General features: G+C 53.5%; 22 protein-coding genes. 16 read left to right on the forward strand and 6 right to left on the reverse strand.

The window, feature by feature from the left end:
* Positions 1 to 19: 19 nt before the first annotated feature.
* On the reverse strand, positions 20 to 2,080 hold the full coding sequence (locus tag QWF21_RS08790) for a M13 family metallopeptidase (protein ID WP_330087677.1): 2,061 nt from the start codon (positions 2,078 to 2,080) through the stop codon (positions 20 to 22).
* Between the two features lie 233 nt (positions 2,081 to 2,313).
* On the opposite strand from QWF21_RS08790, the gene QWF21_RS08795 reads away from it, so the two are divergent.
* The 5 genes from QWF21_RS08795 (at position 2,314) to QWF21_RS08815 (ending at position 8,258) form a co-directional block, all read left to right on the forward strand.
* A complete protein-coding gene (locus QWF21_RS08795) occupies positions 2,314 to 2,724 on the forward strand; it encodes a DUF350 domain-containing protein (RefSeq protein WP_330087678.1) in 411 nt (136 codons plus the stop codon).
* 25 nt (positions 2,725 to 2,749) lie between these two features.
* Positions 2,750 to 3,367, forward strand: a complete 618-nt coding sequence (locus QWF21_RS08800) for a DUF1190 domain-containing protein (protein ID WP_330087679.1) — start codon at positions 2,750 to 2,752, stop codon at positions 3,365 to 3,367.
* 21 nt (positions 3,368 to 3,388) lie between these two features.
* Positions 3,389 to 4,537 carry a glutathionylspermidine synthase family protein gene (locus QWF21_RS08805; protein ID WP_330087680.1) on the forward strand — a complete coding sequence of 383 codons (1,149 nt, stop codon included), beginning with the start codon at positions 3,389 to 3,391 and terminating at the stop codon, positions 4,535 to 4,537.
* A gap of 231 nt (positions 4,538 to 4,768) precedes the next feature.
* Positions 4,769 to 6,091, forward strand: a complete 1,323-nt coding sequence (gene argA, locus QWF21_RS08810; protein ID WP_407935280.1) for an amino-acid N-acetyltransferase — start codon at positions 4,769 to 4,771, stop codon at positions 6,089 to 6,091.
* A gap of 52 nt (positions 6,092 to 6,143) precedes the next feature.
* Complete coding sequence (locus QWF21_RS08815) at positions 6,144 to 8,258, forward strand: DUF6351 family protein (protein WP_330087682.1); 2,115 nt, start codon at positions 6,144 to 6,146, stop codon at positions 8,256 to 8,258.
* Here QWF21_RS08815 and proB read toward each other — a convergent pair.
* A complete protein-coding gene (gene proB / locus QWF21_RS08820; RefSeq protein WP_330087683.1) occupies positions 8,243 to 9,379 on the reverse strand; it encodes a glutamate 5-kinase in 1,137 nt (378 codons plus the stop codon). The genes QWF21_RS08815 and proB overlap by 16 nt on opposite strands.
* Before the next feature lie 150 nt (positions 9,380 to 9,529).
* On the opposite strand from proB, the gene QWF21_RS08825 reads away from it, so the two are divergent.
* Positions 9,530 to 10,180: an OmpA family protein gene (locus tag QWF21_RS08825; RefSeq protein WP_330087684.1), complete on the forward strand. Its 651-nt coding sequence runs from the start codon at positions 9,530 to 9,532 to the stop codon at positions 10,178 to 10,180.
* Positions 10,181 to 10,234: 54 nt separating this feature from the next.
* Here QWF21_RS08825 and speE read toward each other — a convergent pair whose 3' ends face one another.
* Positions 10,235 to 11,101 carry a polyamine aminopropyltransferase gene (gene speE, locus QWF21_RS08830; protein ID WP_330087685.1) on the reverse strand — a complete coding sequence of 289 codons (867 nt, stop codon included), beginning with the start codon at positions 11,099 to 11,101 and terminating at the stop codon, positions 10,235 to 10,237.
* Between the two features lie 198 nt (positions 11,102 to 11,299).
* Here speE and speA point away from each other — a divergent pair, with 198 nt between their 5' ends.
* From speA to QWF21_RS08845, 3 genes are all read left to right on the forward strand, one after another.
* On the forward strand, positions 11,300 to 13,186 hold the full coding sequence (gene speA / locus QWF21_RS08835; protein ID WP_330087686.1) for a biosynthetic arginine decarboxylase: 1,887 nt from the start codon (positions 11,300 to 11,302) through the stop codon (positions 13,184 to 13,186).
* An 82-nt stretch (positions 13,187 to 13,268) separates the two neighbouring features.
* Positions 13,269 to 14,162 (forward strand): acyltransferase, encoded by an 894-nt coding sequence (locus QWF21_RS08840; RefSeq protein ID WP_330087687.1) that lies wholly within the window; start codon positions 13,269 to 13,271, stop codon positions 14,160 to 14,162.
* A 3-nt stretch (positions 14,163 to 14,165) separates the two neighbouring features.
* A complete protein-coding gene (locus QWF21_RS08845; protein ID WP_330087688.1) occupies positions 14,166 to 15,101 on the forward strand; it encodes an acyltransferase in 936 nt (311 codons plus the stop codon).
* On the opposite strand, the gene QWF21_RS08850 is transcribed toward QWF21_RS08845, so the two are convergent.
* Complete coding sequence (locus QWF21_RS08850) at positions 15,098 to 16,282, reverse strand: methyltransferase (protein WP_330087689.1); 1,185 nt, start codon at positions 16,280 to 16,282, stop codon at positions 15,098 to 15,100. The two genes, QWF21_RS08845 and QWF21_RS08850, sit on opposite strands and share 4 nt — an antisense overlap.
* Positions 16,283 to 16,374: 92 nt before the next feature.
* On the opposite strand from QWF21_RS08850, the gene QWF21_RS08855 reads away from it, so the two are divergent.
* Positions 16,375 to 16,758 (forward strand): response regulator, encoded by a 384-nt coding sequence (locus QWF21_RS08855; protein ID WP_330087690.1) that lies wholly within the window; start codon positions 16,375 to 16,377, stop codon positions 16,756 to 16,758.
* 20 nt (positions 16,759 to 16,778) lie between these two features.
* Here QWF21_RS08855 and QWF21_RS08860 read toward each other — a convergent pair whose 3' ends face one another.
* Entirely contained in the window at positions 16,779 to 17,627 is an 849-nt protein-coding gene (locus QWF21_RS08860) for a tetratricopeptide repeat protein (RefSeq protein WP_330087691.1), read from the reverse strand.
* Between the two features lie 308 nt (positions 17,628 to 17,935).
* Here QWF21_RS08860 and QWF21_RS08865 point away from each other — a divergent pair, with 308 nt between their 5' ends.
* The 3 genes from QWF21_RS08865 to QWF21_RS08875 all read left to right on the forward strand — a co-directional run bounded on the left by QWF21_RS08865 (position 17,936) and on the right by QWF21_RS08875 (position 22,814).
* Positions 17,936 to 19,675, forward strand: coding sequence for an acetolactate synthase 3 large subunit (locus QWF21_RS08865; RefSeq protein WP_330087692.1), 1,740 nt, complete (start codon positions 17,936 to 17,938; stop codon positions 19,673 to 19,675).
* Positions 19,676 to 19,677: 2 nt separating this feature from the next.
* Positions 19,678 to 20,172 carry an acetolactate synthase small subunit gene (ilvN, locus tag QWF21_RS08870; protein ID WP_228591362.1) on the forward strand — a complete coding sequence of 165 codons (495 nt, stop codon included), beginning with the start codon at positions 19,678 to 19,680 and terminating at the stop codon, positions 20,170 to 20,172.
* Positions 20,173 to 20,372: 200 nt separating this feature from the next.
* Positions 20,373 to 22,814 (forward strand): penicillin acylase family protein, encoded by a 2,442-nt coding sequence (locus QWF21_RS08875; RefSeq protein ID WP_330087693.1) that lies wholly within the window; start codon positions 20,373 to 20,375, stop codon positions 22,812 to 22,814.
* Between the two features lie 6 nt (positions 22,815 to 22,820).
* Here the strand turns inward: QWF21_RS08875 and QWF21_RS08880 are convergent, their stop codons facing one another.
* Positions 22,821 to 24,059: an NRAMP family divalent metal transporter gene (locus QWF21_RS08880; RefSeq protein WP_330087694.1), complete on the reverse strand. Its 1,239-nt coding sequence runs from the start codon at positions 24,057 to 24,059 to the stop codon at positions 22,821 to 22,823.
* A 146-nt stretch (positions 24,060 to 24,205) separates the two neighbouring features.
* On the opposite strand from QWF21_RS08880, the gene QWF21_RS08885 reads away from it, so the two are divergent.
* The 3 genes from QWF21_RS08885 (at position 24,206) to QWF21_RS08895 (ending at position 26,239) form a co-directional block, all read left to right on the forward strand.
* Positions 24,206 to 24,463, forward strand: coding sequence for a hypothetical protein (locus tag QWF21_RS08885; RefSeq protein WP_330087695.1), 258 nt, complete (start codon positions 24,206 to 24,208; stop codon positions 24,461 to 24,463).
* 149 nt (positions 24,464 to 24,612) lie between these two features.
* A complete protein-coding gene (locus QWF21_RS08890; RefSeq protein ID WP_330087696.1) occupies positions 24,613 to 25,242 on the forward strand; it encodes an MCP four helix bundle domain-containing protein in 630 nt (209 codons plus the stop codon).
* Between the two features lie 19 nt (positions 25,243 to 25,261).
* Positions 25,262 to 26,239 (forward strand): methyl-accepting chemotaxis protein, encoded by a 978-nt coding sequence (locus tag QWF21_RS08895; RefSeq protein ID WP_330087697.1) that lies wholly within the window; start codon positions 25,262 to 25,264, stop codon positions 26,237 to 26,239.
* Positions 26,240 to 26,285: the final 46 nt, after the last annotated feature.

Raw genomic sequence — 26,285 nt, forward strand, 5'->3', positions numbered from 1 at the left:
CATTTTTTTAGGGACTGACTTACCAGATTTTCACCCGCACCGCTTCTTCACGGTACATACCATCACCCGGCTGTACATCAAACGCCTGATAAAACTCCGGCATATTGGATAAAGGTCCCAGTACCCGGTATTTGCCCGGTGAATGTGGCCCGGTGATCACTTGCTGGCGTAAGGCTTCATCCCGGAACTTGATGCGCCAGATCTGGCCCCAGCCAATAAAGAACCGTTGTGAGCCGGTAAAGCCATCAATCACAGGTGCAGGTTGGCCTTGCAACGAGTTTTGATAGGCGCGGTAACCGACGGTTAAGCCGCCCAGATCGGCAATGTTTTCACCTAGCCCCAGCGCGCCCTGCAGGTACAGATCGTCAATCGGGTTGAAGGCATTGAACTGCTCAGTCATCAACTGCGCCCGCTCCCGGAACTGACGCTCATCCTCTTCACTCCACCAGTCACGCAGGTTGCCTTCGCCATCGGAGCGGCGCCCCTGATCATCAAAGCCGTGGGTAATTTCATGGCCAATCACTGCGCCAATAGCACCGTAGTTCAGTGCATCGTCGGCATTCACATCAAAGAAAGGTGGTTGCAAAATAGCAGCCGGGAACACAATTTCATTCATGGTGGAACTGTAATAAGCATTGACCGTTTGCGGTGTCATGCCCCATTCATCCCGGTCTACCGGCTGACCTAAACGGCCAATCATCCGCTCATATTCACACTCGGCACTACGCCGGGCGTTACCCAGCAAATCATTGGCAGCAATACTCAGACAATCGTAATCACGCCACACGTCCGGGTAACCAATTTTGGTGTTGAAGCTGGCCAGTTTAGCCTGAGCCTCGACCTTGGTGGCATCGCTCATCCACTCCAGTTCATCAATAGCCTGACTAAAAGCCACCATAAAGTTTTTCACCAATTCATCCATCCGCGCCTTGGCTTCTGGCTGAAAGTGACGCTCGACATACTTTTTGCCCACCAAAAAGCCCAGCATCCGCTCCGTGGTTTGCACCGCACGTTTCTCACGACTGCGTTGCTCCTGTTGGCCGCTTAACACCCGGCCATAAAAATCAAAGCTGGCGTCATCAAAAGCAGTGGGCAGCATAGCAGCACTGCTGCGCAGCAGGTGGAAACGCAGGTAGCTTTGCCAGTCGGCTAACGGAATTTGTTGCTGCAGGGCTGCAAAATCGGTGAAGTAGCTGGGCTGACGGATCACCAATGCATCAATATCGCCCAGTTGCGCTGCGTTTAGCATGGCCGGCCAGTCAAAACCTGGTGCCAGTGCTGCCAGCTCTGCCGGTGTCATTTTGTTGTAAGTGGCATTACGATCGCGGTTTTGGATACGGCTCCACTGAGCTTCTGCCAGTTGCCGCTCAATTGCAACGATGCTTTCCGCGGCCTGCTCACCGTGCTGCCAACCAGCCAGTTGCCAAAAGCGCTGGATCAGCTGCTGGTATTCTTGGAGGATTTGCAGCGAACGTTCATCATCTTTCAGGTAATAGTCGCGATCCGGCAAGCCCAGACCAGACTGACTGGCTGCAGTAATGTACTGATCAGACTGGCGCTGATCCTGGCTGACAAAAACAGCAACAGGAGTACCAGTACGGATGCTTTGCCATTCACCCCAAACTTTTGCCAGGTCTTTATGGCTTTGCAGCGACTCAATGCGTGCCAGATCCTGCTGCAATGGTGTCAGGCCCAGCGCTTCGATGGTATCGGTATCCAGGAAAGAACGAAACAAATCGGCAATTTTCTGCGCATCACTGTCTTTGGCGTGTTGCTCTGACGCCAGCTCATGAATAATGGCCAATACATGCTGCTCGGACAGGTCCCGCAGTTCATCAAAACTGCCCCAGCGGGCACGGTCGGCAGGAATTTCAGTGCGCTCCAGCCATTTGCCGTTGACATAGCGGAAGAAATTCTGCTGCGGCGCTACGCTGGTATCCATATTGTGCAGCTCAATGCCAGAGCTTAGTTCTACTTGCTGCTGGCTGGACGATGCTTGCTGGAGCGGAGCTTCGCCGCTGCAGCCGGTTAAAGCCAGGCTAACAGCCAGCGCCACTGTGCTGAGAAGTGTTTTTTTCATCGGGGATTCCTGTGGTTGTGTTTTTTATAGTCATGACGATTTTGCACAAAGCGTTCACTTTGCTCGTTCTGTAACGCTCAGTGTATAAAGTTCGGCTGTGATGTAAAGTCAGACGCGCTCTGTACCAGGCCGTAAGCGGTTAATCGCTGCAAAAAGGCGGTAAAAAGCTTGTACTGGGCTGATTTTTTCGTCAGGATCGACGCTCTTTCTCAACAGCCTTATGGAGTCATTGCATGGAAACGGTTTGGTTGTCGTTGTCGGGAGTTCCCTACTTTCTGTTGTACTTTACGCTGGCAGCCATACTGCTGCTGTGTTTTGCCCGCATTTACAGCTGGGTGACGCCACATCACGAATTTGATCTGATCCGCGCCAACAACAGCGCAGCGGCAATCGCCTTTGGTGGCGCGCTGATAGGTTTCTCTATTCCGCTGGCCAGTGCTATCACCCACTCGATGTCGCTGCTCGATTGCGCCATTTGGGGTGGCGTTGCCCTGGTCGTGCAAGTATTGACCTTCTTTGTTGTTAAATTGACCTTAAAGCAATTGCCGGCCCGTATTCAGCAAGGTGAACTGGCTGCTGGTATTTTCTCTGCTGCCTGCTCCATTGCTGTGGGCATGCTGAACTCTGCCAGCATGAGCTATTGATTCATTCCGCCCGGAGGACTTTTTCATGAAACGCAGTAAAAAAGCCGCGCTGGTCTTAATGGCACCAGCGGCCACCCTGTTGTTGGCAGGCTGTGGCGAGCAACAACAGGAAGTGCATGTTTTTCATAATGCTGAAGAATGCGCCGCTTTTTATCACCCACCAGCAGAGTGTCAGGCTGAATTTGAGCGGGCCTCGGTGTTGCATACGCAGGTAGCGCCACGCTATCAGGACCAGTTTGAATGCGAAGCAGATTTTGGCGCAGGTCAGTGTGAAACCGCCCCTGAGCGCCATCAAAGCGGCAGTTTCTTTATGCCGATGATGATGGGCTATATGGCTGGCCAAATGATGAATCGTGGCAACCTGGCTGGAGGGCAGGCGCAGCAGCTGCAGCAAAGCACCGCCAACAACCGCTCCGCAGTACCGACCCAGCCGTTGTACAAATCACGCGATGATCGCTCCACCTTCCGTACGGCCGGTAACCAGGCAGTAGCCAGCCAGCCGGGTGTGGCCAGGGTCCGGCCTTCGGCGGTGCAGCCGCAGCGGGCGCAACTGGTCCGTCGTGGTGGTTTTGGCGAACAAGCCGCGGTGCGCCAGCAAGCGGCCCGACAGCAGGCAAATCGCCAGCGCAGTTACGGCAGTTAAGCAGACGAAGAAGCGAGTACGATGAAGCGAGTAAACAGCACGCCCCGGCCGGGCTGGCAGGCTTATGCCGAAAGCCTGGGCTTTAAGTTTCATACCATTGATGGCGAGCCCTATTGGGATGAAAGCGCCTACTATCAGTTTAGTCTGCGCCAGATTGAGCAGGATCTGGAAGATGTGACCGAAGAGCTGCACGCAATGGCGCTGGATCTGGTACCGGATATTCTGGCCGATGAACAAAAACTGGATCAGCTGGCTATTCCAGCAGACTACCGTGATGCGTTGGCCGAATCCTGGCAGCGTGGCGATCCGCATCTCTACGGCAGGATGGATCTGGTGTACGACGGCAGCGGCCCGGCCAAACTGCTGGAGCTGAACTACGATACGCCGACCTCTTTGTACGAAACCGGCTTTTTTCAATGGGTCTGGTTGGAAGACCAACTCATGCGGGGCGAGCTGCCGGCTGGAGCCGATCAGTTTAATTCACTGCAGGACAAACTGGAGCAGGCCTTTGCCAATCTTACACTGCCGCAGCCATTTCACTTTACCAGTGTGCGCGAAAGCATCGAAGACAAAGGTACCGTCGATTACCTGCTGGATATTGCCACCCAAAGTGGCGTCGACAGCCGCTACATCGCACTGGAAGACATCGGCAGCCTGGATGGGCAATACTACGATCTGCAGGGCGAGCCCATTACCGGTTTGTTCAAGCTTTACCCCTGGGAATTTATGCTGGAAGAAGCTTTTGCTGAGCAGGTAAAAACTTCCCAGACTCTCTGGCTGGAACCACTGTGGAAACTGCTGCTATCCAATAAAGGCATTTTGCCCTTGCTGTGGCAAAAACACCCGGGCCATCCGAACCTGCTGGAAAGTCATTTTGATAGCGGCAAGGCACTGGATAAAGGCTGGCTGCGCAAGCCGCTGTTTTCACGCGAAGGGGCCAATATCGAATTGGTCACTGCCGATGGCAAACGCCTAAGCGAACCCGGCCCTTATCAGGACGCGCCCTTTATCCGTCAGCGGCTGCAGCCCTTGCCAAGCTTTGACGGCAATTATACCTTAATCGGTAGCTGGGTGGTCGGCGACAGCGCAGCCGGCATCGGCATCCGCGAAGACAACAGCCTGATCACCAAAGACAGCTCGCGTTTTTTACCGCATATTATTTTGGATTGATGGTTTAGCTCTACAGCAAGCCAATCAAGCACAAAGCCAGCGTTACGTTGGCTTTGTGCTTGATTGGGCAGAACAGCTTGACCGGTGCCAGGGTGTACGTGAATATTTGTTGATTATTTATCCTGTTTTTCCGTATAATTATTCTTTCCTGATTCATCCGGCTGTCATGATGTGTTCATACAGTGGTGTTGCATCAGCCTGGGTGTTCAACCGATGAAGGATTTTGCCAAGGTGCGTACTACTGAACTTGTCTCTGGCTTTCGCCAGTCTGCCCCTTATGTCAATGCTCACCGTGGCAAAACCTTTGTGGTGATGCTGGGAGGCGAAGCCATTGCTCAGCCTGGTTTTCGTAGCATTATCAATGACATTGCTCTGCTGAACAGCCTGGGCATTAAAATTGTGCTGGTGTATGGTGCCAGGCCGCAAATCAACCAGGCGCTGCAGCAAGCCGGTTTGGATGCCAGTTACCACAAGCGGGTACGGATCACCGATGACGATACTTTTCAGCTGATCAAGCAGGTAGCCGGTGCTTTGCAACTGGATATTACCGCCCGGCTGTCGATGAGTTTAAGCAATACACCGATGCAGGGTGCGCAAATCAACGTGGTCAGTGGCAACTTTGTCATTGCTCAGCCACTTGGCGTGGATGAGGGCGTTGACTATTGCCACAGCGGCCGGGTAAGGCGCATTGATGTGCAGGGCATTCGCCGTCAGCTCGATAGCAATGGCATGGTGCTGATGGGGCCAATCGCGGCCTCCGTCACCGGTGAAAGTTTTAACCTGACGGCAGAAGAAATTGCTACCCAGGTCGCCATAAAGTTAAAAGCCGATAAAATGATAGGCTTCAGTGCCGATGGCGGCATTGTATCCGACGATGGCGATATTATCCCGGAACTCCTTCCCAATGATGCTGAGCAAATTATGCAGCGGTTAGAGCTGCAAGACAGTTGTTGTGCTGCCAGTCTGGCTTTTTTGCATGCTGCGATTAGCGCCTGCCGTGCCGGCGTGCCGCGTTGTCATTTAATCAGCCACAATGCCGATGGCGCCTTGTTGCAGGAGCTGTTCTCCCGTGATGGTATCGGTACTCAGATGGTCAATGAGTCGGCTGAGAAGCTGCGCCCGGCTACCATTGCGGATATCGGCGGTATTCTGGACTTGATCCGGCCATTGGAGCAGCAGGGCTTGCTGGTGCGTCGCTCGCGTGAGCAGCTCGAGATGGAAATCGACTACTTTGTGCTGATTGAAAAAGAAGGCTTGGTGATCGGCTGCGCGGCCCTCTATCCCTTTGCCGATGAGCAGGTCGGTGAGTTTGCCTGTGTGGCGGTGCATCCGGATTACCGCGATGCTGACAGGGGCAGTGTCTTGCTGAAATACGTGATCCAGCAGGCCAAACAGCGGCGTTATCATACCCTGTTTGCACTGACCACCCGTAGCATCCACTGGTTTTTGGAGCATGGCTTTGAGCTGGCCACGGTGGAAGATTTACCGGCGCAAAAACAGCAGCTGTACAATTATCAGCGTAAATCCAAGGTGTTGGCTCTGCCTCTGAGCTAGCACAAGTCTGGCGTATTGCTATCCTTAGTAGAGAACGAGTAAGGAGAGCAAAGTGCGCTTATTGAAATGGTTGTTGTTGCTTGGCCTGGTGCTGGCTTTGATTCTGATGTGGCCGCGCAGTGAGATCCCGGCCAGCTTTTTTGAGCCCCACCCTGTGCTGGCAGTGCCACCAGAGCGCGCTGGTGAGCTGTTACAAGTCGATGACTTTATTGGCCGCACGCCACGGCCATTGGATACCTACCCGTACCCTATCCCACTTGGTGCGGTGGGCCCATCAACACCCCTTTTTTCCGGCCCCAAGCAATACCCTTTCTACTGCGCCTGGCATCAGATGGGCATCGAGCCACCACTGGTCGATAATGACCAGGGCTATGGCGTTGCCATTTATGCCGATGATGGCGCTTTGCAGGGGTATAGCCAGGACTGCCTGCACCCCAGTCGTCTGCTCTGGTACCGGCTCAGCCAGGACGGGACTGTAGCAGCTTATCAGGGGGGGGCGCTGGCCGATGGTGAGCTGTTGCTTCGGGCTGAACTTGGCACCATACAGCGCTATTTTTACCTGCTGGTGATGCCGGTACTAACCGATGAATTTCCGCTGCGTACTGGTCAAAGCCAGTGGAATGACAAACTGATTTACCAGTTTCATGGCGGGGTTGGCATCGGTTTTCGTCAGGGCGAGCTGCGTATTGAGCGTTTGCTGCGCAACCGGGCTGCCCAGCTGCGTCAGGGCTATGCAGTCATTAGCAGCAGCGCCAACCGCACCAGCCATAGTTACCACTTTCTGCGGGCCGAAGAAGTGGCTCGCCAGTTAAAGCAGCATTTTATCAGCCTCTATGGCGAGCCGGAGATGACCATTGGTATTGGCGGTTCCGGCGGTGGTATCGCGCAATATCTGCTGGCACAAAATGCCCCTGGGTTGCTGTATGCAGCCATTGCCCAATACAGCTATCCGGATATGCTGAGCCAGGTCGTCTATGCGCTGGATTGCGATTTGCTACACAACTATTACTACTTCAATGCCAGCGATAAAAACTTCTGGCAAGACTGGCAACACCGGCAGTGGATTGAAGGGCTGAGCACTGTGCCGGATCAGCAGGTGCGCTTCCAACGGGAAATCAGCGCCATCCAGTTGCTGTCCGGGTTCAAACCAACACCGATGGCAGGAGCAACCCAGTGCATCAATGCCTGGTTTGGCTTGTCATCCATGGTGCATAACCCACAGCAGGGTCGGTTACGGCCCTTTGTAAGCCCTGGGTTGCTGCAACAACAACATTGGAGTTACTGGGAAGATCTGGTGGATATCTATGGCCGCGATCAGCATGGCTTTGCCCATAGCTTGTGGGACAATGTTGGCGTGCCCTATGGTTTGCTGGCTCTTAGAGCAGGCCAGCTAAGTCCCGAGCAGTTTATAGAGCTGAATGCCCGCATTGGCAGCTGGCTGCCGCAGCATCAGATGCAGCCCGAGCGGGCACGTTTTCTGCCCATCTGGGATACGCCCATCTGGCTGAGTGCCTTTGGCCGGCACAATATGGCTCCGCTACAGATGACGGAGGCTGGCATCAAGGTAGCACCACGCTATCGGGCCAACCCGAAGGCGATTGAGCGGGCCTATCGCTATGGCCAGTTGTTTACCGGCGAGTTGTCGATCCCAGTGCTGGATTTGCGCCACTACCTGGATCCTGTGCTGGATATGCATCATTTGCAGCCATCTTTTATGGTCCGTGAGCGGCTGGCGCAGCGAGGAAACCAAGCCTGGCAACGCATCTGGGTCAGTCATCCGGATTACACTCCGGAAAGCGAAGCCTTTGCGGCTGTGGTGGACTGGGTTCGTGGTGGCAAAGCTCCGGCTGCAGCTTCGGATCGTTGTTTTGCAGCCGATGGTCAGGTGATTGCCAGCGGTAATAAGGTCTGGCAGTCCGAGGGCCGCTGTCACCAAACTTATCCGGTACTGAGCAACAGTCGGCAACAGGCTGGCGCACCAAGCCATGGCCTACTGCTGCAGTGCGCGCTAATACCAATTGAGCAGGCGCTGGCGCGCGGTGACTTTGGTGCAGTGGATATGACGCCCTGGCTGGGCGAACTCAAGCACATTTTTCCGGATGGGCTGTGCGATTATCAGCAGCCGGATCTGGCCTATCCACCGGATTGGCGTTATTTCGAGGACTGAGCAGCAGCTTCGGCAGCGGACAACAGCACCAGATCGTCGCGGTGAATAACTTCTTCACGTGGGCAATACCCCAGGGTGGCGGCGATTTGCTGGCTGTGCAGGCCTTTAATCCGGCTAAGCTCTGATGCCGGATACTGGCAAATACCTTTGGCAAAAGGGGCTCCGCTGCTGTCACACAGCAGCACCGCATCGCCTTTATCAAACTGGCCGTTCACAGCGCTAACCCCTTTGGCCAATAAAGAAGCACCCTGTTGCTGCAGCGCTTTCACCGCACCGGCGTCCAGTTGGATCTGGCCCTGACTTTTTAAACCGTGCAGCAGCCAGTGTTTCTTGGCACTGAGCCGTTCCTGTTGGCGATGAAACAAAGTGCCGGCAGCTTTGCCTTCCAACAAGGCTTCAAATACCGCTGCTTTTTGCCCGTTGACGATCAGCGTATCAATGCCCTGCTGCCCGGCTTTTTGCGCTGCCTGCAGCTTGGTCACCATACCGCCGGTGCCAACACTGTGATGGCTGCCGCCAGCCATAGCGAAAATCTCTGGTGTGATGCACTCCACCTCGGCAATAAAGCGCGCCTGGGGGTTGCTACGTGGGTTGGCACTGTACAAACCGTCAATATCCGAGCAGATAATCAGCACATCGGCATCGACGGCGGTCGCCACCAAAGCCGCCAGATTGTCGTTATCGCCCAGCTTCAGCTCGGCGGTGGCGACACTGTCGTTTTCATTGATGATCGGCAGCACCTGATGATCCAGCAGAGTGCGCAGGGTGTTTTCAATATTCAGGTAGCGGCGCCGGTTGTGAAAATCATCGTGCGTCAGCAGCAACTGACCACAGTGGCAATCAAGCAAATTTTGCCACAACTGCATCATCTGGTACTGGCCAACGGAAGCCATAGCTTGCTTCACCGGAATAGGCAGCGGCTGATGCGAAAAAGCAATGGCGCTGCGCCCGGCGGCGACACTGCCGGAGGACACCAACACGACTTCAATGCCACGCGAGCGGCACTCGCTGATAAAGCGCGCCAGCGTCAGCAAATAGCGGGTAGAGCAACCTTTACCTTCCGGCGCTATTAAGGCGCTGCCCACTTTTAACACCAAACGCTGCCAAGACTGCCCCAACATACCCAATGCTCACTGCTGAAATGATGCTCTGATTATAATTTTGGATGGCCATATGTCTATGCATTTTCGTGAGTGGATGCAAAAATAGTTCAGCCGTGATTCAGCTTGTGGGATTATGCTATTTATTATACGTCAAAGGAGTTTATGCAGATGAAGTCAAAGCTTGTGATGGTCGGTGTATTAACCGGAAGTTTATCGCTGGGAGGGCTGGTGGGCTGTGCCAGTACCGACAATCAGAATACCACCCGAGGTGCTGCTATCGGCGCAGTTGCTGGCGCCATTGCTGGTAAAACTACAGCCAATCGCAGCAATAAACGCTTGGTGATTGGTGCTGCGGTCGGCGCTCTGGCGGGTGCTGCTGTAGGCAGCTATATGGATAACCAGGAAAAAGCGCTGCGTGAAGAGTTAAGCGGTACTGGTGTAAAGGTGCACCGTGAAGGCGATAATCTGCGGCTGGAAATTCCATCTCAGCTGACCTTTGTCATTAACAGGGCCGATATTCAGCCTCAGCTGTACCCGGTGCTAAACGATATAGCACGGGTGCTCGGCAACTACGACAAAACCATGTTGATTATCTCTGGTCATACCGATGATACCGGACCATACGATTTCAATATGCGTTTATCGCTGCAGCGGGCCGATAGCGTCAGCAGTTATTTAGCAGCCCAGGGCGTGTTGCCAGTACGAATGGAAACTCAGGGCTTTGGACCAACCTACCCGATGGTGCCCAATACCTCGGAAGCCAACCGGGCTTTGAACCGGCGGGTAGAAATTCATATCGAACCTGTCACGCAAAGCTAAAATTTTGCGAATAAAAAACCTGCCGCACGGCAGGTTTTTTTGTCGGTAAAGCCCTTACTTTTGCTCGGCAAAGGCCTTCTGCACAAAGTTGGGCAACGCCATCGCTGCTTTGTGAATGTCGACATTGTAGTAGTCAGTATTCAGATTGGCTGCGGCGGCATCGGCTTCACGGAAACCGGTAAAGGCTTCCCCTTTTCGGGCCAGGGTGCAGGTCCACCAGCCGGACGGATAAATCATTTGTGGAAAGTTCAGCGTTTGCAGCGCAGCAAAGCCGGCATCCAGCATAGCCTGACGCATATCGGTCAGTAATTGCAGGTGAATAAGAGGTGACTCGCTTTGTTGCACCAGAATACCACCCGGGCGTAGTGCATTCAGACAGCTTTGGTAAAAAGCGCGGTTAAACAAGCCTTCACCAGGGCCAACCGGATCGGTTGAGTCGACAATCACCACATCAATCGATTCAGGCGCGGCTTCGCGCATAAATTTGATGCCATCATCAAACAAAATGGTCGCACGCGGATCATGATTCGAGACACAGAGCTCCGGGAAGTATTTTTCCGCCATCCGGGTGACCTGTTCGTCGATATCGATTTGATGCACCGTTGCTACGCCTGGGTGCTTTAACACTTCACGCAGGGTGCCGCAGTCGCCACCACCAATGATCACCACATTTTTCGGGTTCGGGTGAGTAAACAGCGCCGGGTGGCTCATCATTTCGTGGTAGAGGAAGTTCTCGCGCGTGCTGACCATGGTGCAGCCGTCGATTACCATCAACTTGCCAAAGTGGGTGGTGTCAAAAATTTCAATGTGCTGAAAAGGCGATTGCACTTCATCCAGCTTGGCAGTAATGGCCAGGCCAAAGGCACTGCCACTGGGCTCAAAGACTTCGGTAAACCATTGTTGTGTATCCAGACCAGACATCATCGTCCCCTTTGTGAAAGCCTTGCATTGCATTTTAGGGCCATTATTTTGCCTGTATTGCGCCCTACAAACAAATTTTTGATCGCATTTTGCTGCAAGTAGCCGTGATAGGGCTTAAAATAGAGGCATTGCCGCGAATTCTGTCCTGACAGCATTCGCTTTCTTTTTTCTGCTGCGATGACAGGATAAGGATCCACCATGATTGACTGGGGTACCGAAAAAGCACGTTCCATCTACAATGTCGCCACCTGGAGTGAAGGGTATTTTGATATTAACCCAAAAGGCGAGCTGGTAGCTTACCCTGATCAGGATCACAGCAAGCCGGGTATTCACTTCCCGGAGCTGGTGCAGCGTTTTAAAGACGAGGGTCTGACGCTGCCGGTGCTGGTGCGTTTCACCGATATTTTGCAGCACCGCATTGATTCCCTGATCACCGCCTTTCAAAAAGCCAAACAGGAAAAAGACTACCTGGGCCAGTACACGGCGGTCTATCCAATCAAAGTGAACCAACAGTACTCGGTGGTAAAAAAGTTGCTTAGCCACGACAGCGGCACCGTAGGACTGGAGGCTGGCAGTAAACCGGAATTGATGGCCATTCTTGGTGTGTCGGACAAACCACTCAGTATTGTTTGTAATGGCTACAAAGACAGTGAGTTTTTACGACTGGCCACCATTGGCCAGATGATGGGCCATAAGGTCTACATTGTGGTGGAAAAACTGTCCGAGCTAAAAACCCTGCTGCGTGAAATCGATCAGCTAGGGGCGGCACCGCATATCGGTATTCGCATTAAGCTAAACTCCATCGGCAAAGGCAAGTGGCAAAACACCGGCGGCGAGAAAGGCAAGTTTGGCCTCACTGCTACCCAGGTGCTGCAGGCCATTGAGGTGTTAAAAGAAGCCGGTAAGCTGGATTTGCTGCAGTTGGTGCACTTCCATATCGGCTCGCAAATCGCCAATATCCGCGATATTCACAATGCCATTCGTGAGTGTGCCCGTCACTACGCCGAGCTGCGCACCTTGGGAGTGCCGATTGATACGGTCGATGTCGGTGGTGGCCTCGGGGTCGATTACGAAGGCTCGCGCTCGCGCTCGACCTGCTCGATGAACTACACCATGTACGAGTATGCCCGCAATGTGGTCAATGGTTTAAAAGAAGTGTGCGATGAGTATGATTTGCCGCATCCAAATATTATTTCCGAGTCCGGCCGTGCCATGACAGCGCACCATGCGGTATTGGTGACCGATGCGATTGATATTGAGCGGGCACCAGGGCTGAAATACCTGCCAGAGCCAGGCGAAGATGCGCCATCCGTGGTGCTGGGGCTGTGGGATGCCTACACCAATGTTACGCCTCGCACAGCAGTTGAGGCCTATCACGATGCGGTGCACTATTTCAGCGATGCCCATACCCAGTATGTGCATGGCTTACTGAACCTGCAAGACTGGTCCTTGTTAGAGCAAATTTACTTTGCCACCATCAACCGGGTGCGTGATAACCTGGATTTAAGCTCGCGCTCGCACCGGGCTATTCACGACGAGCTGAACGAAAAGCTGGCCGATAAGTTGTTTGTTAACTTCTCGCTGTTCCAGTCGATGCCGGATGCCTGGGGCATTGATCAGCTGTTTCCGGTGATGCCGCTGGAGCGGATGCACGAGCCGTTGGACCACCGCTGCATCATTCAGGACATTACCTGCGACTCCGACGGCATGCTAAAAAGCTATGCCGATGGTAATGGTATTGAAAGCAGTCTGCCGATGCCAGTGTACAAAGAAGACGAACAGTACTTGCTGGGGATGTTTATGGTGGGCGCCTACCAGGAAATCCTCGGTGATTTGCACAACCTGTTTGGCGATACCGATTCGGTGCATGTGGAGCTGACCGACGATGGTGGCTACCAGCTAACCAATGCAATTAAAGGCGATACGGTAGCCGATGTGCTGCGCTATGTGCACTTTGATGCCAATAAGCTGATCCAGTCGTACAGCGAGCAGTTGGAAACTCTGGCTATCCCGGCAGAGCGCCGCTCCGAGCTGTTAGAAGAGCTGAAAGCCGGTGTCAATGGATACACCTATTTTGAAGATTAAGGTACACTAAGCACTGATCCGATCAGTGTCGGCAGGCAGCTGGAGCTGCGCTTGCCTGCCGACTGTACGTTTAAGGTGAATCATGCTGTACTTTTTACCAAAGCCGGTGCGAGGCGCGCTGGCTTTGTTGCTTTACGCTCTTAATACTCTGTTCTGGTTTTTGCCACTGATGTTGCTGGCCGTGTTAAAGCTGCTGCCGGTGAAACGCTGGCAGGCCTGGCTAACTTACCTGCTGGATGCCATTGCGGTGGCCTGGATCAGCATGAACAATGTCACTACGCGTCTATTTACCCGCATTCACTGGCAAGTGGAAGGAATGGATGCATTATCGCGCAAAGACTGGTATTTGCTGCTAGCCAACCACCAATCCTGGGCCGATATTCTGGTACTGCAGAATCTGTTTAACCGCAGAATTCCTTTTCTCAAGTTTTTCCTGAAAAAAGAGCTGCTGTATGTTCCTTTTATGGGGCTGGCCTGGTGGGCGCTGGATTTCCCCTTTATGAAGCGCTACAGCAAAGCTGAACTGGCAAAAAAACCAGAGCTGCAAGGTAAAGACATCGAAACCACCCGTAAAGCCTGTGCCAAATTCCGTTTTAAGCCAGTAACGGTGATGAATTTTGTCGAAGGCACCCGCTTTACCCAGATGAAACACGATAAGCAACAATCGCCCTACCAGCATTTGCTCAAACCCAAAGCTGGCGGAGTCGCTTTTGTGCTGGGTGCTATGGGCCATCAGTTGCATAAGATACTGGATGTTACCATTCACTACCCGGAGCGGATCCCAACTTTCTGGGATTACATTTCCGGCGCTGTTCATGCTATAAACGTCAAAGTACGAGTATTGCCAATCACCGACCAACTGCTGGGAGATTATCAGGATCCGACTTTTCGCGCTTCCTTCCAACAGTGGGTGAATGAACTCTGGCAATACAAAGATCAGCAGTTGCAGCAAATGGCTGCAGAGCAGGAGTCCTGAGCCATGTCGACCTTACCAGCCTGGGTATTGGCCCCCATTAGTTTTGCTTTGTTCGCTTTAAATCTGGCGTTCTGGGGGAGCATTGTGCTGGTGTTTAGTCTGCTGCGTTTGTTGCCGATAACCGGCTGGCAGCGCTTTTGCAGCAGGGCGGTGCATGGTTGTTACCACCAATGGATTGGCATCAATGCCTTTTTCATTAAGCTGGTAAATAACCTGGATTGGCAGGAGCAACTGCCAGCCGAAGGCCTTAGCCGTGAGCAATGGTACCTGATGATTGCTAATCACCAAAGCTGGCTGGATGTGGTCTTACTGATGCAATTTACCCATGGCCGGATGCCGCTGCCGAAGTTTTTCTTAAAAGAAGAGCTGCGTTGGGTGCCTTTTATCGGCATGGGTGCCTGGGCACTGGATATGCCTTTTATGAAGCGTTACAGCCAGGCCTACTTAGCCAAACATCCGGAGCTGAAAGGTCAGGATATCGAAAGCACCAAGCGCAGCTGTGAGAAATTCCGTCATCAGCCGACCACCATCATCAACTTTGTCGAAGGCACTCGCTGCAGCAAAACCAAACAACGCCTGAAAAAGAGCCCCTTTGAACATCTGCTGCCACCGAAAGCCGGTGGCATTGCCTTTACCCTGGCCAGCATGGGCGAGCAGTTCGATGCCATCCTGGATGTCACCCTGATTTATCCGGACAATCCGAAGCATATCGTGCTGGCAATGCTATCCGGCAAACTGAAACGGGTGGTGCTGCAGGTAGAGCGCTTGCCAGTCACCGAGGCAATGATCGGGGATTACTTTGGTGATGACAGTTTTCGCCAGCAGTTCCAGCAGTGGCTCAATGAGCGCTGGCAGCGTAAAGACCAACTGATCACCGACTTTCACCGCTCTGGTCAGCGCTTAACTTCTCTGGCTGAGTCACGCGCCAGCTCCGCTTAGCGCTGGATGCGCTCAGCCCGCAGCATCAGGTTGCGTGGTGTCAGCTCTCTTGCACAAAAAGTACCCACTTCGACCTGATAGCCTTGTTGCTCGAGGAACAAGGCTCGGTCAAACAGCAGCCAAAGCTCTAATGGACGCTGAAACAAGTGCCTTACCAACTCAATGCGTTGCACTAAGCGAGCATGTGACCGCCCTTGCACCAGATAGCCATCCAGGTTTAGCCCGGCAGGCAAAGTCACTTGCTGCTGCTCGGCAGCCCACTCAGCAAACTGGCGAAAATCGGTGCTGAATATTTGTTTGCTGACCGACGCCAGCGGCTGATAGTGGCTGTCCCCACTTAGTTCTGCCCGCAATGCCTGCCAGGCCAGCCGCCATTCTACTTCGGTTTCTCTGAGCCTGGCGATACGGGCTCCAGCTGTGACCTGGCTTTGCACCGCCAGCTTTAAATCGTGCTGGCTTAGCGCTAAATCGTGCTGCTGCGCTAATTGGCTGAGTGGTTGATACTGTGGCTCTGGGATCAGATGGTAACAACAGGGCACCAGTTGCAGTTGCTGACAGCCCTGCTGACTGGCAGAGCGAAGCAGCTGCAGATGCAGTTCGCCACAAGCATGCAGCGCCAGTACCTGTTGCTCCGGCTTCAGTACCGCCAGGCCTTCTGCTGAAAGCGCATCAGCCTTTACAAAGCGCTGGGGCAACTGGTGTTTTTCTGCCAGTGCTGCACCTTGCTGGCACAAAGCATCCTGCCATTCCAGGCTGAGTACCCGACGTTGTTGGCTGAAAGCCAGCATCCGGCCTAAATGCCCTTTGCCGGCACACCACTCCAGCACCGGGGTTGCACTGTCAGGTACCAGGGTACAAAACTGCTGGATTTGCTCCACTTTGCGCCCCGGAATCCCGTTGCTGAGCCAAAAAGGCAGCTCGGGCATTGGCCGCAGTCGGTCAAAAGCTGTCACCTCCGGTAACTGTGCCAACTCCGGAAAACAACCGATAAACCAGGCTTGCCGTTTGGTTGGGTTGCTGTCGAGCTGGCGGATAGCGTCATCAGAAAGCAAATTCAGTTGAGCCAACAGGGAACTGTTTTGCCAGGGCAGTTTGCGGCAGGCAAAAGGCATCAGCTGCCAGTAAGGCTGGTAGCTGCTCAGCAACCGCTGCAATTGCAGAAAGCTGGCCTGATGCGACATTGCTGCTCCTTGAAACGTCTGAAGGCTTTTGCCTGGATGAAAGAACTGCATTATAGTGAGGTTATGCGACAGCTCAACAGGAATTGCCTGAGATGACCGAACTGGTTCGAATTCTTCATGTAGAAGATGACCCCTCCATTCAGCAAATCGCCAAAATCGCCCTGGAGGCCGTAGGTGGTTTTGAAGTATGCAGCTGCCATGGCGGTCAGCAGGCGCTGGAACAGTTTGCCAACTTTAATCCTCAGTTGGTATTACTGGATGTGATGATGCCTGGCATGGATGGGCCTGAGACCCTGCGACAACTGCAACAACGTTTTGATCTTAGCACCATACCCGTGGTATTCATGACTGCCAAGGTACAAAGCCATGAAGTCCAATCGTACAAAGACTTAGGTGCTATCGACGTGGTAGTGAAACCTTTTGATCCTATGACTCTGTCGGATCGCATCCGCCAAATCTGGCAAGCCAGCCATTAGGCTGGCCTGAGCAAACTTATTTAATACAACAAACTGTACAACTTCCGACGGTACTGACTGGCAATGGGATCGCCTTTGGGCAAGGCCGCCAGAATATCCAGATAGAGCTTTTTACTTTCGGAAAAATTCAGATCCTGCCGCAAAATGCCGTGCAGCAGCTCGAGCGCTTCAGCCGAGCGCTTCACCTGCTGATACTGCACTGCCAGCTGTTCTTGTAACTGCATGTCATCCGGGGAGCTTGCCAGAGCTGCTTCCAATGCCTGAATTTCCGGAGTATCGGCTGCTTCTTTGGCCAGGGCCAGCTTGGACTGGACGGCCTTATAATCGGCATTCTGATCCTGCAGCAGCACGGTTGCCAGCAGGGCTTCTGCTTGCTCCAACTGGCCCAACTCTACCACGCAGTCGGCCAGTAACAGCTTGATATCCACCCGTTCAGGGGCCAGTTGCAGGGCTTCACTGAGTAGTGGAAAGGCGTCTTGATGTTTGGCCTCATCCAACAAAACCAAGGCTTGCTGCACCAGTTCGTCTTCCGCTTTGGGCAGGTAAGCGGCCAGCTTGTCATCCAGAGCCTTGTCGTCCAACGGGCCGGCAAAACCATCGACCGGCTGACCATCTTTGATGATTAATGTGGTAGGCAGGGCCTGAATGCCAAATTGCATCGCCATTTGCTGCTGTTCATCGCAATTGACCCGGGCCAGTAACAACTGTCCCTGGGCTTTAGCCATGCGCTGACTTAATTGCTGATCCAGTTGCAGTGATTCCTGGCTTTGCGCCGACCAGAATAAAAATACCACCGGTTGTTGCTGAGAGGCGGCCAGCAGTTCACGCACATTGTCCATACTGACATCAAAAATCGGGCTGGAAGACACGGTTGTTCCTTGTTTGCGGGCAATGGTTATACTATGAGGACAGCACCCTTGTTTTGCAAGGCATGGCAAGGCACCGAGGCCATGAAAAAACCAGCAAAAGGCATCGACATCGTGCCAACGATCACGTACATTAAAGCCATACAGACGGCTTAAAATAATTCCAACAGCCGCAGCCGCCAACGAAGCGGCACCTCCAACCAGCCACGTACAACCACAACTTTGCCTGTAAGCAGTCGAAGTTTGTTTCCAACGCCTGCGACATGCAGGCTGTTTTGCTTTGCATGTTAGAACCAAAAGAGAATGAACCAATGACAAGCCAGAATACCAAAACTGAGATGCTGTCTGGCGCCGCCATGGTGATCCGTGCACTGGCCGACGAGGGCGTGGAATACCTGTATGGCTACCCGGGTGGCGCTGTGCTGCATATATACGATGCGCTGTTTCAGCAAAGCAAAGTCAAGCACGTGCTGGTGCGCCATGAACAGGCTGCCACCCATATGGCCGATGCCTATGCCCGAGCCAGTGGCAAGGCCGGTGTGGTGCTGGTTACCTCTGGCCCCGGTGCGACCAATGCGGTGACTGGCATTGCTACCGCCTACATGGACTCGATCCCAATGGTGGTGCTGACCGGTCAGGTGATGAGCCACCTGATTGGTGAAGATGCTTTTCAGGAAACCGATATGCTCGGCATTTCCCGCCCCATTGTGAAACACAACATGTCGGTACGGCGGCCGGAAGATATCCCTTACCTGATTAAAAAAGCCTTTTATATTGCGCAAAGCGGCCGGCCGGGACCTGTGGTGCTGGATATTCCGAAAGATATGACGATGCCGAATGAGCGCTATCCGTACCAATACCCAGAGTCGATCAAGCTGCGCTCCTACAACCCGACCGCAGCTGGTCACCCTGGGCAAATTAAAAAAGCGGTCACTGCTTTATTAAAAGCCAAGCGACCGGTGATTTATGCCGGTGGCGGCGTCATTATGGGCCAGGCGTCCGACGAACTGACTGCGCTGGCGCGTAAGCTGAACTACCCGGTGACCAATACCCTGATGGGCCTTGGTGCTTACCCTGCCGCCGATCGGCAGTTTGTTGGCATGCTGGGTATGCACGGTAGTTATGAAGCCAATATGACCATGCACCATGCCGATGTGATTTTGGCGGTCGGCGCCCGCTTTGATGACAGGGTCACCAACAACACCAAAAAATTCTGCCCGGATGCCACCATCATCCATATTGATATCGATCCGGCCAGCATTTCCAAAACCATCAATGCCCATATTCCGATTGTTGGCCTGGTGAAGCCGGTGCTGTCAGCCATGCTGGCGCAACTGGAGCAAAAGAAAGCTCAGCCGGACGCGCCCGCACTGGCGACCTGGTGGCAGCAAATTGATGAGTGGCGCGCTGTGCATGGCGGTCGTTACGACAGCGATACGCCAGTGTTAAAGCCTCAGGCGGTGATTGAAGCAGTCAGCCGCATCACCAAAGGCGAAGCCTATGTCACCAGCGACGTCGGTCAGCACCAGATGTTTGCCGCTCAGTATTATCAGTTCAACAAACCAAACCGCTGGATTAACTCCGGCGGCCTTGGCACCATGGGCTTTGGCTTGCCAGCCGCCATGGGCGTGAAGCTGAATTACCCCGATGCCGATGTGGTCTGTGTCACCGGTGAAGGCTCGATTCAGATGAATATTCAGGAATTGTCCACCTGCAAGCAGTACGGCCTGGGTGTGAAAATCATCAACCTGAACAATGGTTACCTTGGCATGGTCAAGCAGTGGCAGGACATGAACTACGAGTCGCGCTATGCCAGCTCTTACATGGACTCGTTGCCGGACTTTGTCAAACTGGCTGAAGCTTACGGTCATGTCGGCATTCGGGTCACCAAACCGGAAGAGCTGCAACCGGCGCTGGAGCGCGCCTTTGCCACTAAGGATCAACTGGTGTTTTTAGACATTCATGTCGATCCAAAGGAGCATGTGTATCCAATGCAGGTTCCCGGTGGTGCCATCAATGAGATGTTCTTAAGCAAAACAAAGAGGACTTAATCATGCGTCATATTATTTCTGTTTTGCTGGAAAACGAGCCGGGCTCATTGGCGCGTGTGGTAGGCCTGTTTGCGCAGCGTGGTTACAACATCGACTCGCTGACGGTAGCACCGACTGAGGATGCTACTATGTCGCGGCTAACGCTGGTGACCCATGGCAACGATCAGGTGATCGAGCAAATCACCAAGCAGCTGCATAAGCTGATCGAGGTGGTGAAGTTACAGGACTTAAGCGAAAGCGCCCATGTCGAGCGCGAGCTGATGCTGATCAAGGTCAAAGCCACCAGCAATGAGCAGCGCGATGAAGTTAAACGCTGTGCCGATATCTTTCGCGGTCAAATCATCGATGTCACTGCTAAAACCTTCACCATTCAGGTGGTCGGTACTTCGGACAAGCTGGATGCTTTTATCGAGGCGCTCAAAGGCTCAGCCATTATCGAAGTGGTGCGCTCCGGTGTTTCCGGCATTGCCCGCGGAGAGAAAACTCTGGCGCTTTAAAAGTACTTGCTACGACTGCAGCACTCTTTATGTCTGCGTCGGAGAGACAGTCAGGGCACATCTTTGAAGCCAGTCCTATCAGTTCAAAGTGTGCCTTTCATAGTGTTTTAATGAATACTGTGTGAACTTTGCCGCCTGATCTTTCAATGTCAATGGTCTATGATGGTTACATAGTATTTTCATTCAGGTTGCTTAAAGTTATGATGCGTCAACTTCTGCCCGTAGCGGCTCTTCTACTCACCGCCTGCAACAGCAGCAAAGACCCCGCTGAGCAAGTACAGATTACCTACACGGCCTATGGCGTGCCGCATATCGAAGCCAGCAGTTATCGTGGTTTGGGGTATGGCGTTGGCTACAGTCAGGCCAGCGAGAACCTCTGCACCTTGTCGGAGCAAATATTAAAATTGCAAGGCAAGCAGGCACGCACCTTCGGCCCCGGCCCCAATCAGTATTTTGTATTGATGGATGCTGGCTATCTCGGGCTGAACTTGCCAGCAATGGCTGCAGAACGGCTGGCGGCTTTACCGGAAGATGCCCGTGCTGCACTCAATGGCTATGTGGCCGGCTTTAACCAACGCTTAAGCGAGTTTGATAGTCCGGCGGCTTACCCCAGCCCTTGCCGTGATGCCGACTGGGTGCAGCCCATTTCCGAAATCGACCTGCTGGCTTACCATATGGATTTAGCTCTGCTCGCCAGCAGCCGTAACTTTTTAACTGCTATGGCTGCCGCTCAGCCACCATCCGGCGAAGCAGGGATTGAGCTGGCTCTGAACCCGACGCAGTTATTTAGTGCCAATGGCCTTGGCAGCAATGGCTGGGCATTGGGGGCAGAACGCAGTGCCGGTGCCAAAGCCAGCTTACTGGCCAACCCCCATTTCCCCTGGGATGGGGAGCTGCGCTTTTTTGAGCAGCACCTGACCATTCCTGGCACCCTGGATGTGACCGGTGCCAGCATGATTGGCATGCCGGCAGTGTTGATTGGTTTTAACCAACAGCTTGGCTGGACCCATACGGTATCGCAGGGCAAGCGTTTTACCCTGTATCAACTGGAATTGGAGCCTGGCAACTCCATGCGTTATCGTTACGGTGACGAGTATCGGGACATCACGCCGCAGCAGGTCACCGTTGAAATTCGGCAAGCAGATGGTAGTTTGATCAGCCATGAGCACACCCTGTACCACAGCCACTTTGGTCCTTTGGTCAATTTAGCCAGCCTGGATCCCAGCCTGGGCTGGACCAGCCAAAGTGCGGTGGCCATTAAAGATGCTAACCTTGGCAACAGCCGGATGCTGCAGCAGTGGCTGGCGCTGAATAAAGCCAGCACCACCGCCGAGTTCTTTGATGCTTTGGCCGAGCACCAGGGGATCCCCTGGGTCAATACCTTAATGGCCAGCAGTGAAGGCACCGCCAGTTATGTCGATGCTTCCCAGGTACCGCGCTTGCATCCTGAGGCCGAGCAGATCATGCGTCAGGCCATCGGCGCCCCGCCGTTGTCAGTATTATGGCAGGATGGTGCTGGCAGCTTGTTGCTGCCTGGCAACAACCCATTGTTTGCCTGGTACGATAGTGGCCAGACGCATACCCCAGGCCTGGTGCCCCTGTCAGAAGCGCCAAAGCTGACACGTGACGATTATGCCTTTAATGCCAATAGCAGCCACTGGTTGAGCCATCTCACGGAGCGGCTGGAAGGCTATAGCCTGGTGTACGGGCCCGAGCAAAGTATTCGCAGCCCACGTACCCGCTACAATGCAATGTTACTGGCAAGCCCCATCGTCAGTGGCAGCGATGGCCAGTTTGATTTAGCAGCCTTGCAGCAGGTGCTGGATCACAATGGCTCCCTCTTTGGCCAGACATTGCACCAACCTTTGTTGCAGCGCTGTCAGGATGCTCCTTTATTGCAACTGGATGAAGCAGTCGACCTGACACCCGCCTGCCAGGCATTGGCGCAATGGGATGGGCAGTATCAGTTGAGTAGCCAGGGTGCGCTATTAATGCGGGAGTTTTTGGCAGAGTTCCGGGTGCCTGGTCATCGGGATTTATCCGATACCTTGTTTGCTATCCCCTTTGATCCAGCGCTGCCAACAGAGACACCAACAGGGCTGGCGCCGGCGGTGGAGCCAGCAGAGCAGGATCCTATTTTACTGGCACTGGCCGCAGCACTACATCGCCTGCAACAAGCCAACATCAATCCTCAGGCTGCCCTTGCCGACGTACAACACCTGGTCAAGGCCAGCGGCCAGCAACCCATTCCGATGCATGGCGGCTATTCGTATGAAGGCGTCTTTAATATGGTGGAAGGGGTAGCACAATCACGCAGCACCTCGCGCCTGGCAACCATTGTTACCGGTCAAGCCCGGCCAGATCGCTCGCCTTTGATGCAATTGGAAGACAACACATACGGTTACCGCACCAATTATGGCAGCAGTTATGTGCTGGCGTTGCAGTTTAGCGAGCAAGGCCCTCAGGCTACGATGTTGCTGGCTTATAGCCAGTCGCACGATCCAGAATCGGTGCATTTTGATGATCAAACACAGCACTTTAGCCAACTGCAATGGCGGCCGGTGCTGTTTAAAGCCGAGGATATTGCCGCCAATCAGGTAAAGCAGCTGGTGCTCACCTTGCCGCAGCAAGATGCTCAATAGCAGGGGTTAGTCCAACAGCTTGCTATACCACAACAAAAACAGCAGTGCAAAGCCGAGCAGGTACAAGAGGCCAAGCCGGCTCCACCACACCAGCAATGCAGGTAGGGGCTGGCTGCTGTGGCGGCGCATCAACCGGTAATTCAGCCAGGCAAAGACCGGCGTGGTTAAAAAGGCCAATGTCATGGCAAAGGTCAGCATAGGCCCAAGCGCTGAGCGGAAAAACAGGATCACCGCCATGCCAGCCAGGGCTTGGCCCAACAGCCAGCCCTGGTAACTGCGGCGCTGGCCACGCTGGTGTAAGCCCAGCAAGGTAAAAGATTCATTCAAGCTTCTGGCGTAGCCATCCAGTACCGTGATGGTAGTGCCAAACATGCACAAAAAGGCGATGGCGGCGACCAGCGGCCGCGACCAGTCCCCTATGGTGCTGCCGTACATGCCAATGAGTTGCTGAGCAAACGCAGCACCTGCCAGCGCTATCGGCTGATCACTGCCGTATTGCACCAGAGCTCCCAAGGAGACAAACACCAGTGCCAGACCTGCGGTCAGCCAGTAACCCAGGTTAAAGTCAAACAAACCTTGCTGGCGGCTGATCGGCTGCTGGCGCTGCTTGGCGGTTAGCCAGAGCGAGCTGATAGCAGAAATCTCTATCGGGGCCGGCATCCAGCCCATCAAAGCGACCAGAAAACCCAGCATCGCCAGTTGCCAGGGGCTTGGTCCCTGATAATCGGCTGGCGCCATGGCGCCATTCAGCGCCGCAATCACAGCAGCGATGATGGTACCAAGCGTCAGCAACACCATAATCAACTTGGCGACTTTATCCAGCGCCCGATAGTGGCCAAGCAATAAAATCAGCAGACAGACGGCCAGAATCAGCCAGCACAACAGGGTCACCGACACCTGCCAGGGCAGCGCATAGTGCAGTAAGCTGGCGGTTAACAGCAGCACACCAGCGGTATTGACCACAGCCGCTATCAGGTTTAGTACGATAAAGCTGTAAAAGTAGCCGCGGCCTTTGCGTTGATAACCTTGCAACAGACTCTCACCCTGCTCCAGAGTGTACTGCACCCCAAAACGGAAGAATGGGTATTTCAGCACATTGACCAGCAAAATCAGCCCCAACAGCTGCCAACCAAAGAGCGCGCCAGCCTGGGTGGAAGCCACCAGATGCGAGCCACCAATGGCAGCGGTGGCCATCAGCAAACCGGGGCCGAGAGCGGACATTTTGTGTTTGAGTGTCAAGAGCATAGCGCAGCAGTTATCTGATTTTTTAAAGAAAACATCTTAGCAGTAAACCGGGCTCTTCGTCAGTGGCCTTTTCCAATCTTTCTGGCCTGACAAGGACGGTCGGATCCGTCATACTAAGGTCACTCAATCGAATCTAGGATCCCCCGATGGACGATGCTCAGCTTGATCAAAGCCTGTTGTTTGAAGTGATTGAAAACCAATTGGCCGACCGTTACCCGAAAGAAACCACTGAAACCCTGATGCGACTGCAACTGACCGGCCATAGCCGCGAAGAAGCGATTGAACTGATGGCGTGCGCCTTAGCACCGGAAATGGAGGCGGTGATAGAGCGCAAAGAAGCCTTTAATTTGTCCCGTTATTGCCAGCATCTGGCGATGTTGCCTGATACCCCCTGGTTGAACTAGACAGTCCCTTCAGCGCCAACCGCTGGTTGGCGCAATCCCACTGCTTTGTCTATAGTTAGCTGGAAGCTGCTTGTTGTTTTGCACTCGTTGTTATCATGCACTGATAGATAGTGCGTCTGCTGTATAGTTCTGAATTTTCGGGAGTTCTTTTGATTCGTTCAATAAAACTGGGCATGCGCTCAGCGTTTGCTTTTGGCTTGGTTGCTCTGCTTACTCTGGTGCTGGGGCTGAATGCGATTCTACAGATGGAGCGGGTTGAAAGCATTACCGGCCAGTTGGTGACGACAGATTTTAGTGCTGCCAATGAGGCAGGCAATCTGCGCAGAGATTTAATGGCGTTGATTATTCAGTCGCATCGTATCCGCACTTCAGAAAATGCCACTGAACTTCGTGAGCTACTGACAGAAGCGGAAGTCTTGGTTCGGCATTATCAACGTGATAGTCAGGCCCTCAGTGCGTTGCTGCCTGATGGGCCGTCGCAGGCAGCGCTGCGCTCAGCTGAACAGCAATTCCAGCAGTATCAGCAAAGCTTTCAGCAATTGGTGCAGCATGTGCAGGCTGGCCGCTCAGCAGAGGCCAGACAGCTACAGACCGGCACTTTACGTCAACAGGACGATGATTTGATGGTTGCGATTGATGCTGTGGTGGAACAGATTCGTACGAATGTTGCAGCTACCGGTCAGGACGTTGAGCGGGTACCCGATCAGGCTCAGTTATTGTTGGGGCTTGGTTTGGTGATCGTGTTGCTGTTAAGTGCACTTTTTTGCCTGGCTTTATAGCCGAAGTCTGATAGGACCCATGCAACAAGCCGTGATCTTAGCTGAGACCATAGCCAGCAATGATTTAAACCTACAGTTTGAAGTCGAAGGTAAGGACGAGCCTGCCGCGATGTTACGAGCTTTGCTTGCGATGCAACAGAGCTTAAAAGAAACACTGAATCATATTGGCCAATCGGCCAGTCAGCTGGCATCCACCTCTGAAGAGCTGAGTGTGGTGACCGAGCAGGCTACCGCCAACCTCCATACCCAGAGTAGTGAACTGGAGCAGGCTGCGACAGCGGTCAATGAACTGACGGCTGCCATTGAAAATGTGGCTGAAAGTGCTAGCGAAACCTCACGCGAATCCGATGCCGCCGAAGCTGCCAGCAAGCAAGGGCAGCAAAAGGTGCTGCAAACCATGCAGACTTTAAAAACCCTGGTTAGCGGCATAGAAAATAGCTTGAGTGGGGTGGAGTCACTGGCAGGTCGGGTCAAAGATATAGGCTCTTTGCTAGATGTGATTCGTGCCATTGCTGAGCAAACCAACTTGTTAGCGCTCAATGCAGCGATTGAGGCCGCCCGGGCCGGTGAGAGTGGCCGGGGCTTTGCGGTGGTGGCGGATGAAGTACGGGCTTTAGCACACCGCACTCAGGAGTCGACTAAACAAATTGAAACCATGATCAATGCGGTGCAGCAAGAAACCAACAGCACGGTCCAGGCCATTAGTGAAAGCAACGAGCAGGCGGTAAGTACCATGCAGGCCGCGTCAGAAACCGAAGAGGCCATTCAGCAGGTGACGGAGGTGATTGATAATATCAACCAGCAAAATGCCGCTATTGCTGCTGCCGTTGAGCAGCAATCCATGGTCTCGAAAGAAGTGGACTCGAATCTGACCACGATTCAGGATTTATCTACCCAAACAGCAGCGGGCGCTAATCAAACCAGCGCATCAAGTCAGGAGCTGGCGCGTGTGGCAGAAGAGCTGAACAATTTAGTGGCAGAATTTAAAGTGGCCTGATGGGGCAGCGCTTTGCTTGCTCAAATCCGCCACTTATTGGCGAACT

Origin of the sequence: Alkalimonas mucilaginosa, from assembly GCF_036327005.1 — a bacterium.
Taxonomy (GTDB): Bacteria; Pseudomonadota; Gammaproteobacteria; order Enterobacterales; family Alteromonadaceae; genus Alkalimonas; species Alkalimonas mucilaginosa.

Bases quoted from the DNA above. Each gene is read 5' to 3' on its own strand.
- QWF21_RS08795 (WP_330087678.1), top strand. From the start codon at position 2,314: ATGGAAACGGTTTGGTTGTCGTTGTCGGGAGTTCCCTACTTTCTGTTG.
- QWF21_RS08840 (WP_330087687.1), top strand. From the start codon at position 13,269: ATGCTGTACTTTTTACCAAAGCCGGTGCGAGGCGCGCTGGCTTTGTTG.
- QWF21_RS08875 (WP_330087693.1), top strand. From the start codon at position 20,373: ATGATGCGTCAACTTCTGCCCGTAGCGGCTCTTCTACTCACCGCCTGC.
- speA (WP_330087686.1), top strand. From the start codon at position 11,300: ATGATTGACTGGGGTACCGAAAAAGCACGTTCCATCTACAATGTCGCC.
- QWF21_RS08800 (WP_330087679.1), top strand. From the start codon at position 2,750: ATGAAACGCAGTAAAAAAGCCGCGCTGGTCTTAATGGCACCAGCGGCC.
- QWF21_RS08805 (WP_330087680.1), top strand. From the start codon at position 3,389: ATGAAGCGAGTAAACAGCACGCCCCGGCCGGGCTGGCAGGCTTATGCC.
- ilvN (WP_228591362.1), top strand. From the start codon at position 19,678: ATGCGTCATATTATTTCTGTTTTGCTGGAAAACGAGCCGGGCTCATTG.
- QWF21_RS08865 (WP_330087692.1), top strand. From the start codon at position 17,936: ATGACAAGCCAGAATACCAAAACTGAGATGCTGTCTGGCGCCGCCATG.
- proB (WP_330087683.1), bottom strand. From the start codon at position 9,379: ATGTTGGGGCAGTCTTGGCAGCGTTTGGTGTTAAAAGTGGGCAGCGCC.
- QWF21_RS08855 (WP_330087690.1), top strand. From the start codon at position 16,375: ATGACCGAACTGGTTCGAATTCTTCATGTAGAAGATGACCCCTCCATT.
- speE (WP_330087685.1), bottom strand. From the start codon at position 11,101: ATGTCTGGTCTGGATACACAACAATGGTTTACCGAAGTCTTTGAGCCC.
- QWF21_RS08845 (WP_330087688.1), top strand. From the start codon at position 14,166: ATGTCGACCTTACCAGCCTGGGTATTGGCCCCCATTAGTTTTGCTTTG.
- QWF21_RS08885 (WP_330087695.1), top strand. From the start codon at position 24,206: ATGGACGATGCTCAGCTTGATCAAAGCCTGTTGTTTGAAGTGATTGAA.
- QWF21_RS08825 (WP_330087684.1), top strand. From the start codon at position 9,530: ATGAAGTCAAAGCTTGTGATGGTCGGTGTATTAACCGGAAGTTTATCG.
- QWF21_RS08790 (WP_330087677.1), bottom strand. From the start codon at position 2,080: ATGAAAAAAACACTTCTCAGCACAGTGGCGCTGGCTGTTAGCCTGGCT.
- QWF21_RS08895 (WP_330087697.1), top strand. From the start codon at position 25,262: ATGCAACAAGCCGTGATCTTAGCTGAGACCATAGCCAGCAATGATTTA.
- QWF21_RS08850 (WP_330087689.1), bottom strand. From the start codon at position 16,282: ATGTCGCATCAGGCCAGCTTTCTGCAATTGCAGCGGTTGCTGAGCAGC.
- QWF21_RS08880 (WP_330087694.1), bottom strand. From the start codon at position 24,059: ATGCTCTTGACACTCAAACACAAAATGTCCGCTCTCGGCCCCGGTTTG.